The organism is Aeromonas sobria, assembly GCF_006243315.1.
Lineage (GTDB): Bacteria > Pseudomonadota > Gammaproteobacteria > Enterobacterales > Aeromonadaceae > Aeromonas > Aeromonas sobria_A.
Genome location: NZ_NKWE01000069.1, coordinates 14,382 through 30,326 on the forward strand (window position 1 = coordinate 14,382; position 15,945 = coordinate 30,326).

13 protein-coding genes are annotated in these 15,945 nt (G+C 56.9%); 9 read left to right on the plus strand and 4 right to left on the minus strand.

The genetic code is table 11. From position 1 onward, the window contains the following. Position 1: 1 nt before the first annotated feature. On the minus strand, positions 2-577 hold the full coding sequence (locus CF137_RS19875) for a PilZ domain-containing protein (RefSeq protein ID WP_139721182.1): 576 nt from the start codon (positions 575-577) through the stop codon (positions 2-4). 76 nt (positions 578-653) lie between these two features. Here CF137_RS19875 and CF137_RS19880 point away from each other — a divergent pair, with 76 nt between their 5' ends. From CF137_RS19880 to lolE, 3 genes are all read left to right on the plus strand, one after another. Continuing rightward, positions 654-1,889, plus strand: a complete 1,236-nt coding sequence (locus CF137_RS19880; protein ID WP_139721185.1) for a lipoprotein-releasing ABC transporter permease subunit — start codon at positions 654-656, stop codon at positions 1,887-1,889. Positions 1,890-1,998: 109 nt separating this feature from the next. Further along, positions 1,999-2,697, plus strand: coding sequence for a lipoprotein-releasing ABC transporter ATP-binding protein LolD (gene lolD, locus CF137_RS19885; protein ID WP_101319749.1), 699 nt, complete (start codon positions 1,999-2,001; stop codon positions 2,695-2,697). Next, positions 2,697-3,938 (plus strand): lipoprotein-releasing ABC transporter permease subunit LolE, encoded by a 1,242-nt coding sequence (lolE, locus tag CF137_RS19890; RefSeq protein WP_139721187.1) that lies wholly within the window; start codon positions 2,697-2,699, stop codon positions 3,936-3,938. Before lolD ends, lolE begins: the two co-directional genes overlap by 1 nt. Before the next feature lie 87 nt (positions 3,939-4,025). Here lolE and yfbR read toward each other — a convergent pair whose 3' ends face one another. Together yfbR and CF137_RS19900 are read right to left on the minus strand one after the other, a co-directional pair. After that, a complete protein-coding gene (gene yfbR / locus CF137_RS19895) occupies positions 4,026-4,628 on the minus strand; it encodes a 5'-deoxynucleotidase (RefSeq protein ID WP_139721190.1) in 603 nt (200 codons plus the stop codon). 93 nt (positions 4,629-4,721) lie between these two features. After that, a complete protein-coding gene (locus CF137_RS19900; RefSeq protein WP_068977869.1) occupies positions 4,722-5,156 on the minus strand; it encodes a YccF domain-containing protein in 435 nt (144 codons plus the stop codon). A gap of 453 nt (positions 5,157-5,609) precedes the next feature. Here CF137_RS19900 and tig point away from each other — a divergent pair, with 453 nt between their 5' ends. The 6 genes from tig to ppiD all read left to right on the plus strand — a co-directional run bounded on the left by tig (position 5,610) and on the right by ppiD (position 14,046). Beyond that, positions 5,610-6,920, plus strand: coding sequence for a trigger factor (gene tig / locus CF137_RS19910; RefSeq protein ID WP_042020883.1), 1,311 nt, complete (start codon positions 5,610-5,612; stop codon positions 6,918-6,920). A gap of 86 nt (positions 6,921-7,006) precedes the next feature. Then, the gene (clpP, locus tag CF137_RS19915) at positions 7,007-7,630 is read left to right on the plus strand and encodes an ATP-dependent Clp endopeptidase proteolytic subunit ClpP (RefSeq protein ID WP_042020882.1); all 624 of its coding nucleotides are present in this window, start codon (positions 7,007-7,009) and stop codon (positions 7,628-7,630) included. 70 nt (positions 7,631-7,700) lie between these two features. After that, on the plus strand, positions 7,701-8,975 hold the full coding sequence (clpX, locus tag CF137_RS19920) for an ATP-dependent protease ATP-binding subunit ClpX (RefSeq protein ID WP_042020881.1): 1,275 nt from the start codon (positions 7,701-7,703) through the stop codon (positions 8,973-8,975). Positions 8,976-9,116: 141 nt separating this feature from the next. After that, positions 9,117-11,471 (plus strand): endopeptidase La, encoded by a 2,355-nt coding sequence (gene lon, locus CF137_RS19925; protein WP_139721192.1) that lies wholly within the window; start codon positions 9,117-9,119, stop codon positions 11,469-11,471. A gap of 240 nt (positions 11,472-11,711) precedes the next feature. Next, a complete protein-coding gene (gene hupB, locus CF137_RS19930) occupies positions 11,712-11,984 on the plus strand; it encodes a nucleoid-associated protein HU-beta (protein WP_042020877.1) in 273 nt (90 codons plus the stop codon). A gap of 148 nt (positions 11,985-12,132) precedes the next feature. Continuing rightward, a complete protein-coding gene (gene ppiD / locus CF137_RS19935) occupies positions 12,133-14,046 on the plus strand; it encodes a peptidylprolyl isomerase (protein WP_162515995.1) in 1,914 nt (637 codons plus the stop codon). Between the two features lie 275 nt (positions 14,047-14,321). On the opposite strand, the gene CF137_RS19940 is transcribed toward ppiD, so the two are convergent. Further along, positions 14,322-15,914 (minus strand): ABC-F family ATPase, encoded by a 1,593-nt coding sequence (locus CF137_RS19940; protein ID WP_101324525.1) that lies wholly within the window; start codon positions 15,912-15,914, stop codon positions 14,322-14,324. Positions 15,915-15,945: the final 31 nt, after the last annotated feature.

The window sequence follows — 15,945 nt, forward strand, 5'->3', positions numbered from 1 at the left end:
GTCAGCGTTGACGCTCTTGGGCGCGCAGCTTGAGTTGCCTGGACTGCACATGCAGGCTGGCACGCACCAACAGTTCACGGTCATCTTCGCGGATCCGCACATAATCGAGCAGCACATGGGTGCCATTCTCGCTGCGGTCGAGCTGTTTTACCTGGCCATAGCAGTAGATGGCGGCCGCTTCATCGTGCAAGAAAATTTTGAGCCGCACGATCTGCTGCAAGCGGGGAACGTCGCCATGGCCATGAGCGGGATGCAGGTAAGTGAGCTGGCCCGCGCTAAAGCGCAGGGTGTAGAAACGTTGTTCCGGGTGGTCCTGTACTGACAACACATATCCCATGATCAGGTCGATCTTGCGGGACTGCTGGTTGACGATTTCGATCAGATCGTGCATCGACTCGTTTTGATTGCGCAGCAGGCGAGTGGTCACCAGATCGATGGATGTAATGGATGACGAAATCCGAAAGGGCTCCGGCAACTCAGCATCCAGCTCCGCCAGCGAGGGGAGATGGAAGTCGGCCGGCATGGGGATCACATTGACCGGCGTGGCATGAGTGACGCTGAAGAACTGTTCCTGCATGGAGGCTATCCCTTGTTGTCATGGACGGTTTCCCTTTATTATCCGGTATCTTATTTTGTTGGCAACGTACATATCCTTGAAGACCGGACTTTTTCAGCCCCTTTCGCTGGCCATCGGCCTGCGTTATGCCGGCTCGAAGCGCAGCAATCGCTTCGTCTCATTTATCTCCCTGTTCTCTACCTTTGGCATTGCCATCGGGGTCGCCGCCCTGATGGTGGTCATTTCGGTGATGAACGGTTTCGAAGGGCAGCTCAAGGGGCGCATCCTCGGGGTGATCCCCCATGTGGTGGTGACCAATCAGGCTGGCCGCATTGATGCCGATCCGCAAGGTCTGCCGGATCTGGCCACCTTGCCCCATGTGGTGGCGACGGCCCCCATGCTCGACAGCGAAGGGATGCTGCAAAGCCCCGGCCAGCTGACCGGGGTGAGCGTGCAGGGGATCGACCCCGCCCACTGGCCCAAGGATGACATTCTTCATAGCCAGATGCTGGGAGGTCGCCTTGATACCTTGCAGGCTGGTCACTATCAGATCGTGCTGGGGCAGGGGGTCGCACGCCGTCTCAATGTCTCCATCGGTGATCAGGTGCGGCTGCTCCTCACTGAAGGAACCCGTTTTACGCCGTTTGGCCGGGTGCCAGCCCAGCGTCTCTTTACCGTCTCCGGCATCTTCGGGGTGGGCGCTGATGTGGATAACCAGATTGCACTCATTGCGTTGGGGGATGCCCAGCGGTTGTTGCGTCTGCCGACCGACACGGTCGGGGGCATTCGCCTCTGGCTCGATGATCCCTTTGCGGTCGACGAGGTGATCAAGAGTGCGCTGCCCGATGGGCTGCAGTGGCAGGATTGGCGCCGCGAGCGGGGCGAGCTGTTCCAGGCGGTGGCCATGGAAAAACGGATGATGGGGCTGATGCTGGTGCTGATCATCGCCGTCGCCACCTTCAATATCCTCTCCGCGCTGGTGATGGTGGTCAGTGACAAGGAGGGGGAAGTGGCCATTTTGCGCACAATGGGCATGAGCGAGTCCGGTATCGTCAAGATCTTCATGGTACTCGGTGCCTCCAGCGGGGTGATTGGCGCCCTGTTTGGCGGATTGGCGGGCCTTGCGCTCTCCCTTGGTCTCAACCCCCTGCTCAACGGGGTGGGGCTCAACCTCTATATGGCGGCAGGTGGCAGTGGCTTGCCGGTCATCGTCGAGCCCAGTCAGGTCATGACCATCTTGCTGGGCGCCGTGCTGCTGAGCTTCAGCGCCACCCTCTATCCGGCTATTCGTGCGGCGCGGGTCAAACCGGCCGAGGCACTGCGTTATGAGTAACTCTGTGGATCAGTCATCTTCTGTTGTTACCGCCGGTGTGAATGCCGGTGTTGTTAATGGTGCCGTGACCGGTGCCAGTGTAGTTACTGAGGCAAGTGGAGCCCCTTGTATGAATGAAGCCGTATCCCGTGAACCTCTGCTGCGCTGTCAGGCGCTCAATCATGTCTATCAAGAGGGTGAGCTGGAGACCCAGGTGCTCAAGGGGATCGATCTTTGCGTCGCACCGGGCGAAATGTTGGCGGTAGTGGGCAGCTCGGGCTCCGGCAAGACCACCTTGCTGCACTTGATGGGGGCATTAGATAACCCTTCCAGCGGCGCCGTGCTGTTCAAGGGGGAGGATATCCACCACTGGGATAGCCGTACTCAGGCGCGCTTTCGCAACCGCGAGCTGGGGTTTGTCTACCAGTTCCACCACCTGCTCGCCGAGTTCAGTGCGCTCGAAAATACCGCCATGCCGCTGCTGATCGCCGGTGAGTCGGTGGCGGTTGCCACCGAAAAGGCGACCAAAATGCTGGGGCGAGTGGGGTTATCTCATCGTTTGAATCACCGCCCCTCCGAGCTCTCCGGTGGCGAACGTCAACGGGTAGCGATTGCCCGTGCATTGGTCAATGAGCCGAGTCTGGTGCTGGCGGATGAACCGACCGGCAATCTGGATCACGCCAGTGCTACCGCTGTCTATGAACTGCTGTGCGAATTGAATCGTGAACTGGGCACTGCGTTTGTGGTGGTGACTCACGACCTGAGCCTGGCGGCCAAGCTCCATCGCCGGGTGACTCTGGTGAGCGGCGTGATGGCGGAGGTTGCCTGATGTTCAAACCGCTGCCCCTGTTTCTGGGCCTGCGTTACAGCCGCTCCCGCCGTCGCAACGGGTTTATCGCCTTTATCTCGGCCTCCTCCCTGATCGGTATTGCCCTTGGGGTGGTGGCGCTGATCCTGGGTCTCTCCGCCATGAACGGTTTCGAGCGCGAGCTCAAAGATCGGGTGTTATCTGTGGTGCCGCAGGGCGAGCTGGATGCGGTCGAGCAGCCGTTGCCCGAATGGCCCCGGCTGCGGGACTATCTGCTGGCTCAGCCAGGTGTCGAGGCTGCCGCACCGGTGATCCGTTTGAACGGCCTGCTGGAGCACGGCTCCGCCCTCAAGGGGGTGCAGCTGCGCGCCGTGCTGCCCGAGCTGGAAGCCAACTTGTCGGATGCAGGCAAATACATGACGGGCCGCGGCCTGCGTGAGCTGCAGCCGGGTGAGCATGGGGTGATCCTCGGCAAGACCATCGCCGACAAGCTGGGGGTCAAGGTAGGGGACGCTGTCGCCCTGCTGCTGCCACAAGGGGGCGATCAGGCGGGGATCAAAAATCCCAAACGGGAAGCGCTGACCGTAGTGGGGCTGCTGGAGATCGGCGGTCAACTTGACGGGCTGCTCGGCTTTATGCATCTGGCGGATGCCCAGACCATCACTGGCATGGGCAGCGGTGTGGAGGGCTTCAGTCTGCGGGTGAGCGACGTGCTCAAGGCGCAGTCGATCACGGTTGCCGCCGCGCAGCAGTTCCCCCATCACGTCTATATCCGCAGCTGGATGAACAGCCAGGGCTACCTCTATCAGGACATCCAGATGGTGCGTACCGTGATGTATGTGGTGATGCTGATGGTGGTGGCGGTAGCCTGTTTCAACATCGTCTCCACTCTGGTGATGGCGGTGAACGAGAAGCGCAGCGAGATTGCTATCCTCAAGACCATGGGGGCGAGCCCCGGCCAGATCCGGCTCACCTTCGTGATTCAGGGGATGGTGAACGGGGTGGCGGGGGCGCTGCTCGGTGCCTTGCTCGGTGGGCTGCTCTCCAGCAAGTTGACCCAGATCTTAAGTTTTATCGAGGGGTTGATCGGTCATCGCTTCCTCAATCCGGATATCTACTTCATCGACTTTCTGCCGACCGAGTTGCATATGCAGGATCTGCTCATCGTGACTGGCGCCGCCATCCTGATGAGTCTGGTGGCGACCCTCTATCCCGCCTGGCGGGCGAGCGGTTTGGTGCCGTCCCGCGAGCTGGGCCACTGATGCACCGCATCTAATCTGCAATAGATAACGAAGGGCCCGCCGGTGCAAACCGGCGGGCCCTTCTGTTTTCAGGTGGTGTGGCGTGGCTTAGTGGGCGTTCAGCTCATCGAGCGGCAGCGAGAAGCTGGCCACAAAGGTGTCGATAAAGTAGCGCATCTCCTCACTCATCCGTGCTTCCAGCATGGCTTCGAGGCGCTTGCGAGCCGGTTCGAACTCCCGATTGCCGGCGTTGATCTCCTCCAGACACTTGGTATAGGCACAGAGGGTGTCGGCATCCTTGACCAGCCTGGTCAGCTCCTCATCTTGCGTGCCCGTTTGTACGCGAGAGTCGAGCAGCGGGCGAAAATCCTCGATCAGTTCCGGTGGCAGCATGCCGAGCAGCCGCTGCTCGGCGGCCAGCTCTATCTTCTTGTACTCGCGGGCGATTTCGGGGTTGAAGTATTTGACCGGGGTGGGCAGATCGCCGGTCAGCACCTCGCTGCTGTCGTGGTAGAGCGCCATCACGGCGGCGCGGTCGGCATTCACGCTGCCGCCAAACAGCCGGTTTTTGATGATGCCGAGGGCATGGGCCACCATGGCCACCTGCAGGCTGTGCTCGGCGATGTTCTCGGGCTGGATGTTGCGCATCAGGGGCCAGCGGTAGATCAGCTTCATGCGGGCGAGGTTGGCGAAAAAGTGGCTGGGTAACATGACGGCCTCAACAAAAGACAAAAGAAAAGGGCAGACCCTAGTCTGCCCTTTTTTTCATTACAGGGCAGTGCCCGCCCGCGCATTTTCCCGCGTTTAGCGGATATAGCGGCCTGATTCAGCCTCGTGGTTGGTCACTATCATCTGGCCAATGGGGGCCAGGCTGATGAGTGCCAGTTTGAGGTGCTGGATACCAAACGGAATGCCGATGATGGTCACAAAGCAGGCCAGCGCCGAGGCGATGTGACCGATGGCCAGCCAGACACCGATCAGCACAAACCAGATAATGTTGCCTATCAGCCCCAGGGTACCGGTGCCGATATCGCTAAAGCCGGTCATGCTCTTGCGATTGACCGCCTGCTTGCCAAACGGGAAGAAGGTAAAGGTACCGATCACAAAGCAGGCGCGGCCCCAGGGGATGCCGATCAGCGAGATAAAACAGAGCAGACCGGCTAGCCACCAGGCCAGGCCCATAACGATGCCTCCCAGGACAAACCAGAGCAGATTGAACAAAAAGCGGAAAAAGCCCATGTGAGTGACTCCAGATTCATCAATTTGGCTGTCACCATAACGAGGGAGGGCAGGGGACGCAATGTCTGATTAGGTCAATCGTCGTTTGGCGGGACAAATTGAGTCGTCGCCACGGCGGGCGTGTTGTTTATGACCGGTTCTGACCCGAAAAACGGGCAATAAACCGCCATCCGGATAAAAAGAACGGCGTAAACGCAAAATTATCGCCAACCAATGGTTGAAGTCGTGCATCTCTCTCCCCATATAAAGGAAAGTTTTGCAAGAATTGTGCTGGCACGCCACTCAATGTGGGGGATGTGTGGCTCGACTCGACCAAAGTGCGCCGCTATAATGCCGCGTCATATTTTCTCATCACAAAGACATATCGTTGTCTTTATAAACAGGAAGACTCCGGGCTTTGCCCAGGGGCAATAAAGGGTCAGCACTCAGTGCTGAGTTGAACGAGGTAGAAGAATGCAAGTTTCTGTAGAGACAACCCAGGGTCTGGAACGCCGCCTTACCATTACCGTACCGGCCGCTACCGTTGACGCCGCTGTGCGTAAAGAATTGAATGGCCTGGCCAAAACTCGTCGCATCGACGGTTTCCGTCCAGGCAAGGCGCCGGTAGCCATCATCAAGAAGATGTTTGGTGCCATGGCTCATGCCCGTGTTGCTGATGAAATGATGCAGAACAACTTCATCAAAGCCATCATCGAAAACAAGCTGAGCCCGGCTGGTGCCCCGACCATGGATCCGAAAGAGATCCAGGAAGGTCAGGATTTCGAATTCACTGCAACCTTCGAAGTATACCCGGAGTTTGAAGTGGCAGGTCTCGAGACCATCAAGGTCGAGAAGCCGGTTGCGACGGTGAAGGATGAAGATCTGGCCAACATGATCGACACCCTGCGCAAGCAGCACGCTACTTGGGCTGACGTTGATGCAGCAGCAGCCAACGACATGCGCGTGACCCTGGACTTCGTCGGTTCCATCGACGGTGAAGAGTTCGACGGCGGCAAAGCGGAAGGCTTCAACCTGGTGCTGGGCGCTGGCCGCATGATCCCTGGCTTCGAAGACGCCATCATGGGCAAGAAAGCAGGCGAAGAGTTCACCATCGAAGTGACCTTCCCGGCTGACTACCACGCTGAAAACCTGAAAGGCAAAGCAGCCAAGTTTGCTTCCAAGCTGAACAAGGTTGAAGAGCAGATCCTGCCTGAGCTGACCGAAGAGTTCGTCAAGCGTTTTGGTATCGAGAACGGTTCTGTTGAAGAGCTGAAAGCCGAAGTGCGCAAGAACATGGAACGCGAACTGGCTCAAGCCCTGAAAAACAGCGTGAAAGAGCAGGTTCTGAACGGCCTGGTTGAAGCCAACCAGATCGATCTGCCGAAAGCCGCTGTGGCTCAAGAGATCGACACCCTGCGTCAGCAAGCGCTGCAGCGCTTCGGTGGTTTCCAGGGCGGCAACGCACCTGAGCTGCCGGCTGAACTGTTCCAGGCTCAAGCCGAGCGTCGTGTACGCGTCGGTCTGCTGCTGGGTGACGTGATCCGCACCAACGAGATCAAGGCTGACGATGCCCGCGTGACCAGCATCATCGAGTCCATGGCCACTGCCTACGAAGATCCGCAGGAAGTGATCGAGCACTACCAGAAGAACGAACAGATGCTGAACGGCGTTCGTAACCTGGCAGTAGAAGATCAAGCCATCGACCTGATCCTGTCCAAAGCGCAAGTCACTGAAAAAGAACTTGCCTTTGACGAAGTGATCAACAAGTCCGGTGTCGCTGCCTAAGAACATTTGACTTAAGGTCAAGACTGTTAAGTATAATGGCTCGTGTGATCTCCACTCGGGCCATTTTATTTTAGGGACAATGCCTTATGTATAAAAACTATAACGATGTAACTGAATCCCCGCGCAATGCACTCATCCCGATGGTGGTAGAGCAAACTGCAAAAGGGGAGCGTTCCTACGACATCTATTCCCGTCTGCTGAAAGAGCGAGTGATCTTCCTGACTGGTCAGGTGGAAGATCACATGGCCAACCTGGTGGTTGCCCAGCTGCTGTTTCTTGAGTCCGAGAATCCGGACAAAGACATCTACATCTATATCAACTCTCCGGGTGGGTCGGTGACTGCAGGCATGTCTATTTATGACACCATGCAGTTCATCAAGCCGGATGTCAGCACTATCTGTATGGGGCAGGCTTGCTCCATGGGGGCCTTCTTGCTGGCCGCCGGTGCCAAGGGCAAGCGTTTCTGCCTGCCGAGTGCCCGCGTGATGATCCACCAGCCGTTGGGCGGTTTCCAGGGCCAGGCATCTGATATCCAGATCCATGCTCAGGAGATCCTGAAAATCAAGAATACCTTGAACGATCGTCTGGCTTTCCATACTGGTCAGGACATGGCTAACATTGAGCGTGACACCGATCGTGACAACTTCATGTCCGCCGAGCAGGCCGTGGCCTATGGCCTGGTTGATGGCGTGCTGAGCCAGCGTAGCTGAGCAGGGTGTTCCGGCCTGTTGTAAACTCAACAGGCTAATCCATCCTCTATTGATAAAACGAGGTTGCTGAATGACAGATAAACGCAAGGGTGAGGGTGACAAGCTGCTCTACTGTTCTTTTTGCGGCAAAAGCCAGCATGAAGTGCGTAAGCTGATCGCTGGCCCTTCCGTCTACGTGTGTGATGAGTGTGTCGAGCTGTGCAATGACATCATCCGCGAAGAGATCCGCGAGATCTCGCCGAAGCGGGATGGTAGCGAGCTGCCGACTCCTCATCAGATCCGTGCTCATCTTGATGACTATGTGATCGGGCAGGACCATGCCAAGAAGGTGCTGGCTGTTGCCGTCTACAACCACTACAAGCGTTTGCGTAACAGCGGCGAAAACAGTGGTGTGGAGCTCGGCAAATCCAACATCCTGCTGATCGGCCCCACCGGTAGCGGCAAGACCCTGCTGGCCGAGACGCTTGCTCGTCTGCTGGATGTGCCGTTCACCATGGCCGATGCGACCACTCTGACCGAAGCCGGTTATGTGGGCGAGGACGTGGAGAACATCATCCAGAAGTTGCTGCAAAAGTGCGACTACGACGTAGAGAAGGCCCAGCGTGGCATTGTCTACATCGACGAGATCGACAAGATCTCCCGCAAGTCGGACAACCCTTCCATTACCCGCGATGTTTCCGGGGAAGGGGTGCAGCAGGCACTGCTCAAACTGATCGAAGGCACCATCGCCTCCGTGCCGCCGCAAGGTGGTCGCAAGCATCCGCAGCAAGAGTTTTTGCAGGTTGATACCTCCAAGATCCTCTTTATCTGTGGTGGTGCCTTTGCCGGTCTGGACAAGGTGATTGAGCAGCGCTCCGTCAAGGGAACCGGTATCGGTTTTAGTGCCGAGGTCAAATCCAAGGATGCCAAGGCAACCCTGAGCGAGACCTTTGCCAAGGTGGAGCCGGAAGATCTGATCAAATACGGTCTGATCCCCGAGTTCATCGGGCGTCTGCCGGTGGTCGCCACCCTGACTGAACTGGATGAATCCGCACTTATCCAGATCCTGAAACAGCCGAAAAACGCACTGACCAAACAGTATGCTGCGTTGTTCGATCTGGAAGGGGTTGAGCTGGAGTTCCGTGACGACGCACTGAATGCCATTGCCCGCAAGGCAATGGAGCGTAAAACCGGTGCTCGTGGCCTGCGCTCCATCGTGGAAGCTGTGCTGCTTGATACCATGTATGACCTGCCTTCTCTGGAAGGGGTCAGCAAGGTGGTGGTCGACGAAACCGTGATCAAAGGGGACTCTGCACCCTTGATGATCTACGAAAATCCCGAGACCCAGGCTGCTGTATCAGAGTAAATGTCTGATTTTTAATCAAATGAAAGGGGCTTTTTGCCCCTTTCATGCTTTTTACGGTTTCGGCGATTGAATCTCATCTCTGCGCCCCCATATACTCAGCCAAGCGCTTTGCCAACGGTATAACAAGCCGAGAGGACATATATGAACCTAGAGCGTTCAGAACGCATCGAGATTCCCGTCCTGCCTCTTCGTGACGTGGTGGTGTATCCCCACATGGTCATTCCACTCTTTGTGGGGCGGGAAAAATCTATTCGCTGTCTTGAAGCAGCCATGGAGCAGGACAAAAAAGTTCTGCTGGTGGCCCAGAAGGACGCATCAACCGATGAGCCGACGGTCGAAGAGATCTTCAACGTCGGAACAGTGGCCAATATTCTCCAGATGCTCAAACTGCCGGATGGCACCGTCAAGGTGTTGGTAGAGGGGGGGCAGCGTGCCCGCCTGGAGCGGATGATCGACGATAAGGATTTCTTCGTTGGTGAGGCGCAATACATTGCCTCCAGCACCATCGAGGAGAAGGACCAGGATGTGCTGGTTCGCTCTGCTATCGGTCAGTTTGAAGGTTACATCAAGCTCAACAAGAAGATCCCGCCCGAGGTGCTTACCTCGATTTCGGCGATCGACGATGCTGCACGGCTGGCCGATACCATGGCTGCGCACATGCCGCTCAAGCTCGAAGACAAGCAGAAAGTGCTGGAGATCGTCTCTGTCTCCGAGCGCATCGAGTTCTTGATGGCGATGATGGAGTCGGAGATTGACCTGCTGCAGGTCGAGAAACGCATCCGTACGCGCGTCAAGAAGCAGATGGAGAAGAGCCAGCGCGAGTATTACCTCAACGAGCAGATGAAGGCGATCCAGAAAGAGCTGGGTGAGCTGGAAGATAGTCCGGATGAGTTCGAAGCCCTCAATCGCAAGATTGAAGAGGCCGGGATGCCAGCTGACGCCCGTGAAAAAGCGTTGGCAGAGCTCGCCAAGCTGAAAATGATGTCGCCCATGTCGGCTGAAGCTACCGTGGTTCGCAGCTATGTGGACTGGATGGTACAGGTGCCGTGGAAGGTGCGCTCCAAGGTCAAGAAAGACCTTGGCAAGGCGCAAGAGGTGCTGGATGCCGATCACTATGGTCTTGAAAAGGTCAAGGATCGCATCCTCGAGTATCTGGCAGTACAGGCGCGGGTGAACAAGCTCAAGGGCCCGATCCTCTGCCTGGTTGGGCCTCCCGGTGTGGGCAAGACCTCGCTGGGCCAGTCCATCGCCAGGGCAACCGGTCGCAAATATGTGCGGATGGCGCTGGGCGGGGTGCGTGACGAAGCGGAGATCCGTGGTCACCGCCGTACCTATATTGGCTCCATGCCTGGCAAGCTTATCCAGAAGATGGCGAAAGTCGGGGTGAAGAACCCGCTGTTCCTGCTCGACGAGATCGACAAGATGAGCTCGGACATGCGTGGCGATCCCGCCTCCGCCCTGCTGGAAGTGCTGGACCCGGAACAGAACAACAGCTTTAACGATCACTATCTGGAAGTGGACTATGACCTGTCGGACGTGATGTTCGTGGCCACCTCCAACTCCATGAACATCCCGGGTCCGCTGCTGGACCGGATGGAAGTGATCCGTCTCTCCGGTTATACCGAAGACGAAAAGCTCAATATTGCCAAGCAGCATCTGCTCTCCAAGCAGATCCAGCGCAACGGCCTGAAAGAGTCCGAGATCACCATCGAAGATTCTGCCCTGGTCGGGGTGATCCGTTACTACACCCGCGAGGCGGGGGTGCGGAGTCTGGAGCGGGAAATCTCCAAAATTTGTCGCAAGGCGGTCAAGCGCATCCTGCTGGACAAGAGCATCAAGCATGTTCAGGTCAATCAGGCCAACCTCAAGGAGTTCCTCGGGGTACAGCGTTTTGATTACGGCAAGGCTGCTGACCAGAACCAGATCGGTCAGGTCTGTGGTCTGGCGTGGACCGAAGTGGGGGGAGAACTGCTCACCATCGAGACCACCAGCATGCCGGGCAAGGGCAAACTCACGTATACCGGCTCGCTCGGCGACGTGATGCAGGAGTCTATCCAGGCTGCCATGACGGTAGTGCGTGCCCGTGCCGAGAAGCTGCGGATCAATGCCGACTTCTACGAGAAGCGTGATATCCACGTGCACGTGCCGGAAGGGGCAACCCCGAAAGATGGCCCGAGTGCCGGTATCGCCATGTGCACTGCGCTGGTCTCCAGCCTGACCGGTAATCCGGTTCGTGCGGATGTGGCGATGACTGGCGAGATCACCCTGCGCGGCGAAGTGCTGCCCATCGGTGGTCTCAAGGAGAAGTTGCTGGCGGCCCATCGTGGCGGCATCAAGCGAGTGCTTATTCCGAAAGAGAACGAGCGAGACCTTGAAGAGATCCCGGATAACGTCAAACATGACCTTGAAATTTATCCGGTTCGCTGGATTGACGAGGTGCTGGAATTGGCATTGCAGGACAATCCACAGGGGTTCGAACGCGTTTCTGTCGTGTAAATGTTGATGCGCCGCAAATTTGGCGCATTCGGTGGGTGGTTAAGGCTTGCATGCGCCCGATAACGGAAGTAGCCTTGACCACCGATCGGGTACTCGTGATGAGTCGCAATGCGTTATGTGGCGCGGGTTTGCGCCAGATTGTCACTTGCAACTGATCAGGAGGCTTGCTATAAAACCTCCACTTGTTGTGGCCAGGGAAATCGACGTCGCAGCGGTATTTGATAAAAGGGGAATATAAGAGTGAATAAATCTCAACTGATTGACAAGATTGCAGACGGTGCTGATATCTCCAAGGCGGCCGCTGGCCGTGCGTTGGATGCCTTCATTGAGGCTGTAGGTGAAGCTCTGAAAGAGGGTGACCAGGTTGCTCTGGTTGGTTTTGGTACTTTCGCTGTACGCGAGCGTGCTGCCCGTTCAGGCCGTAACCCGCAAACTGGCGCGACTATCGAAATCGCTGCTGGTAAAGTTCCTGCCTTCAAAGCCGGTAAGGCCCTGAAAGACGCTGTTAACTAAGTCGGTCGCTGATATGCGTCGGCTACCGTCCTTGGTCGCAGACCAGACAAGTTAGAGAGTCTTCTCTCATACTGATTGACCAAGGCGCATCGCAATCGGTGCGCCTTTTTATTGTTTACGCCACCGAGTTCGGAGCATAAGTACAAACATGATGTTGGATAAACTACGCGAAGGGGCGCAGGGCAAGGTAGCCAAGGTTATCTTGGGCCTGATCATCCTCTCCTTTGCCTTGGCTGGTGTAGGTAGTTACCTCAACGGCCCGGCTCGTACCGCCCCCGCCACTGTGAATGGCACCGAGATCAGTGCTGCGGCACTGGAAAATGCTTACCGCAACGAGCGTGCCCGGATGGAATCCCAAATGGGAGAGGCATTCAGCCAGCTGGCCGCGAACCCCGATTATATGAAACAGTTTCGTCGTGGCGTGCTGGATCGGCTGATTGACCAGGCGCTGCTGGACAGCAAAGCCCGTGAACTGGGTCTGCGCATCAGCGATGAGCAGATCAAGCAAGCCATCGTGGCCATGCCGGAGTTTGCCGAAAACGGCAAGTTCAACAATGACCGCTATTTGCAGCTGATCCGCCGTGCTGGCATGACCCCTGAAATGTTCCGCGACTCCCTGCGTCAGGATACGGTCCGTCAACAGTTGATGGGCGCTCTGGTGGGCACCGAGTTTGCGCTCAAGGGCGAGGCAGAACAGCTCGACAAGCTGTTTAACCAGACCCGGGATCTGCGTCTGGTGCGGTTGGCTGCGGCCAATTACGTTGCAGATGTTCAGGTGTCAGAGACTGAGCTGGAGCAGTACTACAAGACCAATGGCGCTCGTTTTATGAATGACGAGCAGGTCAAGGTCGACTATCTGCTGCTGGATGCCGCCAACCTCGGCAACGAGATCAAGGTTTCCGATCAGGATGCCCAGGATTACTACGATCAGCACCAGGATCTGTTCCAGCGTGCCGAGCGTCGTCAGGTGGCCCATATCCTGATCCCGTTTGGCAAGGACGAGAAAGCGGCCGAGCAGAAAGCAGAAGCCGTGCTGGCCAAAGCCAAGGGTGGCGATGATTTCGCTGCGCTGGCCAAGGCTGACTCTTCCGATACCTTCTCCGCCAAGAAGGGCGGCGAGCTGGACTGGTTCGAGCAAGGGGTGATGGATCCGGCCTTCGAGAAAGCCGCTTTCGCCCTGAACAAGGCCGGTGATCTCTCCACCGTGGTGAAGAGCCCGTTTGGTTTCCACATCATCAAGCTGTTGGGGGTTGAAGCGGCCCAGACCAAGCCGTTTGCCGATGTGAAGGAAGAGACCATCACGCGTCTGCAAGCTGACAAGGCCAAGGAGCTGTTCTTTGCCGAGCAGCAGAAGATGGCTGACAACAGCTTCGAAAACCCGGACTCGCTGGACTTGACTGCTGATGCCATGGGGATGAAGGTGCAATCTTCTGATTACTTCACCCAGGCTAATGCCCCGGCTCCGCTCAATGATGGCAAGGTACTCTCGGTGGCGTTCTCCGAGCAACTGCGTGATGACAACACCAACTCCGACGTGATTGAGCTGGCAGATGGCAAAGCGCTGGTGCTGCACATCACTGGCCATCGTCCGAAAGCGGTCAAGCCGCTGGCGGAAGTGAAAGAGCAGGTGATTGCCGCCATCAAGCATGACAAGGCCGGTGAAGTGGCCCGTGGCAAGGCGCAGGGCCTGCTGGACAAGCTGAAGGTCGGTGAGAGCATCAATGCCGATCTGACCGCGCTCGGTCTGAAGGTAGAGACCCACCAGGGTGTCACCCGCTTCGATCGGGAAATGGATCAGAACCTGATTGCCCAGGCGTTCACGCTGCCCCATCCGAAAGATGGCAAGCCGAGCGTGGCGCTGGTCACCGAGAGCAACAACGATCGCGTTGTGGTGGCTCTGGATAAGGTGAATGTGCCAGCTGCACCGTCCCAGATGGTTAGCATGCTGCAAGGCCAGCTTGGCCAGGGCAAGGCCCAGGCAGACTACAAGTCGCTGATTGACGAGCTGCGTAAAACAGCCAAGATCGAGTACTTCACCAGCGTGGAAGCGACCGTCGAGTAATTGAGTGGTCGTCACCCTATTGAAAACGGCTCCTTGATGGAGCCGTTTTTTTATCTGGGTGCGAAGGGACACTCAAGCCTGTTCTCTGTTCTCTGTTCTCTGTTCTCTGTTCTCTGTTCTCTGTTCTCTGTTCTCTGTTCTCTCTCTGCTTTCTGCGCTGTGGCTCTCTGTGGTCGTGGCGCAGCCATATGCAATATCAGTAGTGGTAAACACCGGATATAAAAAAACCGGCACGCGAGTGCCGGTTTTTCATTGCAAGGTGGTGCAGGGAGGCGTTACGCCACACCTTGGGTACGCAGGTAATCCTCGTAGGTACCACCGAAGTCACGGATACCATTTTCGCTCAACTCGACGATCCGGGTCGCCAGTGAGGAGACGAATTCACGGTCGTGAGAGACGAAGATCAGGGTACCCTTGTACATTTCCAGCGCCAGGTTCAAGGATTCGATAGATTCCATGTCCAGGTGGTTGGTCGGCTCATCCATGATCAGGATGTTGGGACGCTGCATCATCAGCTTGCCGAACAGCATGCGGCCCTGTTCACCACCGGAGAGTACCTTGACCGGCTTCTTGATGTCGTCTTGGGAAAACAGCAGACGACCGAGAATGGAGCGAACAGCCTGCTCATCTTCGTTCTCTTGTTTCCACTGGGCCATCCAGTCGAACACATTGAGGTCGGTGTCAAAATCTTCAGCGTGATCCTGCGCGTAGTAGCCGATCTGGGCATTTTCAGACCACTTGATGAGGCCGGTATCCGGGGTCAAATCGCCGACCAGCGTCTTGATCAGGGTCGATTTACCGATACCGTTGGTACCCAGGATCGCGACCTTCTCGCCCACTTCCAGCATCATGTTGAGGCCCTTGAACAGCGGCGCCTCGCCGTAGCCTTTGGACACACCTTCGATTTCCAGGATGTTGCGATAGAGCTTCTTCTCCAGCTCGAAGCGGATGAAGGGGTTCTGACGGCTGGATACCTTCACTTCTTCAATTTTGATCTTGTCGATCTGCTTGAGACGGGAAGTGGCCTGGCTGGATTTGGAGGCGTTGGCACTGAAACGGGAGACGAAGGATTGCAGATCGGCGATCTGGGCCTTCTTCTTGGCGTTGTCAGAGAGCAGACGCTCGCGAGCCTGAGTGGCAGCGGTCATGTATTCGTCGTAGTTGCCCGGATACACCCGCAGCTCGCCGTAGTCCAGATCCGCCATGTGGGTACAGACGGAGTTCAGGAAGTGGCGGTCGTGCGAGATGATGATCATGGTGCTTTCACGATCGTTGAGCACCTGCTCCAACCAGCGAATGGTGTTGATGTCCAGGTTGTTGGTCGGTTCGTCCAGCAGCAGGATATCAGGGTTGGAGAACAGCGCCTGTGCCAGCAGTACCCGCAGCTTCCAGCCCGGAGCCACTTCGCTCATCGGGCCATTGTGCTGTTCGATAGGAATACCGGCACCCAGCAGCAACTGACCGGCACGGGCTTCGGCAGTGTAACCATCATATTCAGCAACCAGCCCTTCGAGCTCGGCAGCTTTCATATAGTCGTCGTCGGTGGCGTCGAGGTTGGCATAAATCGCATCGCGCTCGGCGATGGCAGCCCACAACTCGCCGTGGCCCATCATGACCACGTCCAGAACACGGGTATCTTCGTAGGCGAACTGATCCTGACGCAGCTTACCGATGCGTTCGTTGACGTCGAGGCTCACATTACCGCCGCTGGGCTCAAGGTCGCCGCCGAGGATCTTCATAAAGGTGGACTTGCCACAGCCGTTGGCGCCAATAAGGCCATAGCGGTTGCCGCCGCCAAACTTGACGTTGATGTTCTCAAACAGCGGCTTGGCGCCGAATTGCATGGTGATGTTGTTGCTGCTTAACAAGATGAGTGTCCCGGTTGATCTATCAAATGGC

Coding starts and splice junctions, on each gene's coding strand:
- CF137_RS19875 (WP_139721182.1), bottom strand. CDS start 577: ATGCAGGAACAGTTCTTCAGCGTCACTCATGCCACGCCGGTCAATGTG.
- lolD (WP_101319749.1), top strand. CDS start 1,999: ATGAATGAAGCCGTATCCCGTGAACCTCTGCTGCGCTGTCAGGCGCTC.
- lolE (WP_139721187.1), top strand. CDS start 2,697: ATGTTCAAACCGCTGCCCCTGTTTCTGGGCCTGCGTTACAGCCGCTCC.
- yfbR (WP_139721190.1), bottom strand. CDS start 4,628: ATGTTACCCAGCCACTTTTTCGCCAACCTCGCCCGCATGAAGCTGATC.
- CF137_RS19900 (WP_068977869.1), bottom strand. CDS start 5,156: ATGGGCTTTTTCCGCTTTTTGTTCAATCTGCTCTGGTTTGTCCTGGGA.
- tig (WP_042020883.1), top strand. CDS start 5,610: ATGCAAGTTTCTGTAGAGACAACCCAGGGTCTGGAACGCCGCCTTACC.
- clpP (WP_042020882.1), top strand. CDS start 7,007: ATGTATAAAAACTATAACGATGTAACTGAATCCCCGCGCAATGCACTC.
- clpX (WP_042020881.1), top strand. CDS start 7,701: ATGACAGATAAACGCAAGGGTGAGGGTGACAAGCTGCTCTACTGTTCT.
- lon (WP_139721192.1), top strand. CDS start 9,117: ATGAACCTAGAGCGTTCAGAACGCATCGAGATTCCCGTCCTGCCTCTT.
- ppiD (WP_162515995.1), top strand. CDS start 12,133: ATGATGTTGGATAAACTACGCGAAGGGGCGCAGGGCAAGGTAGCCAAG.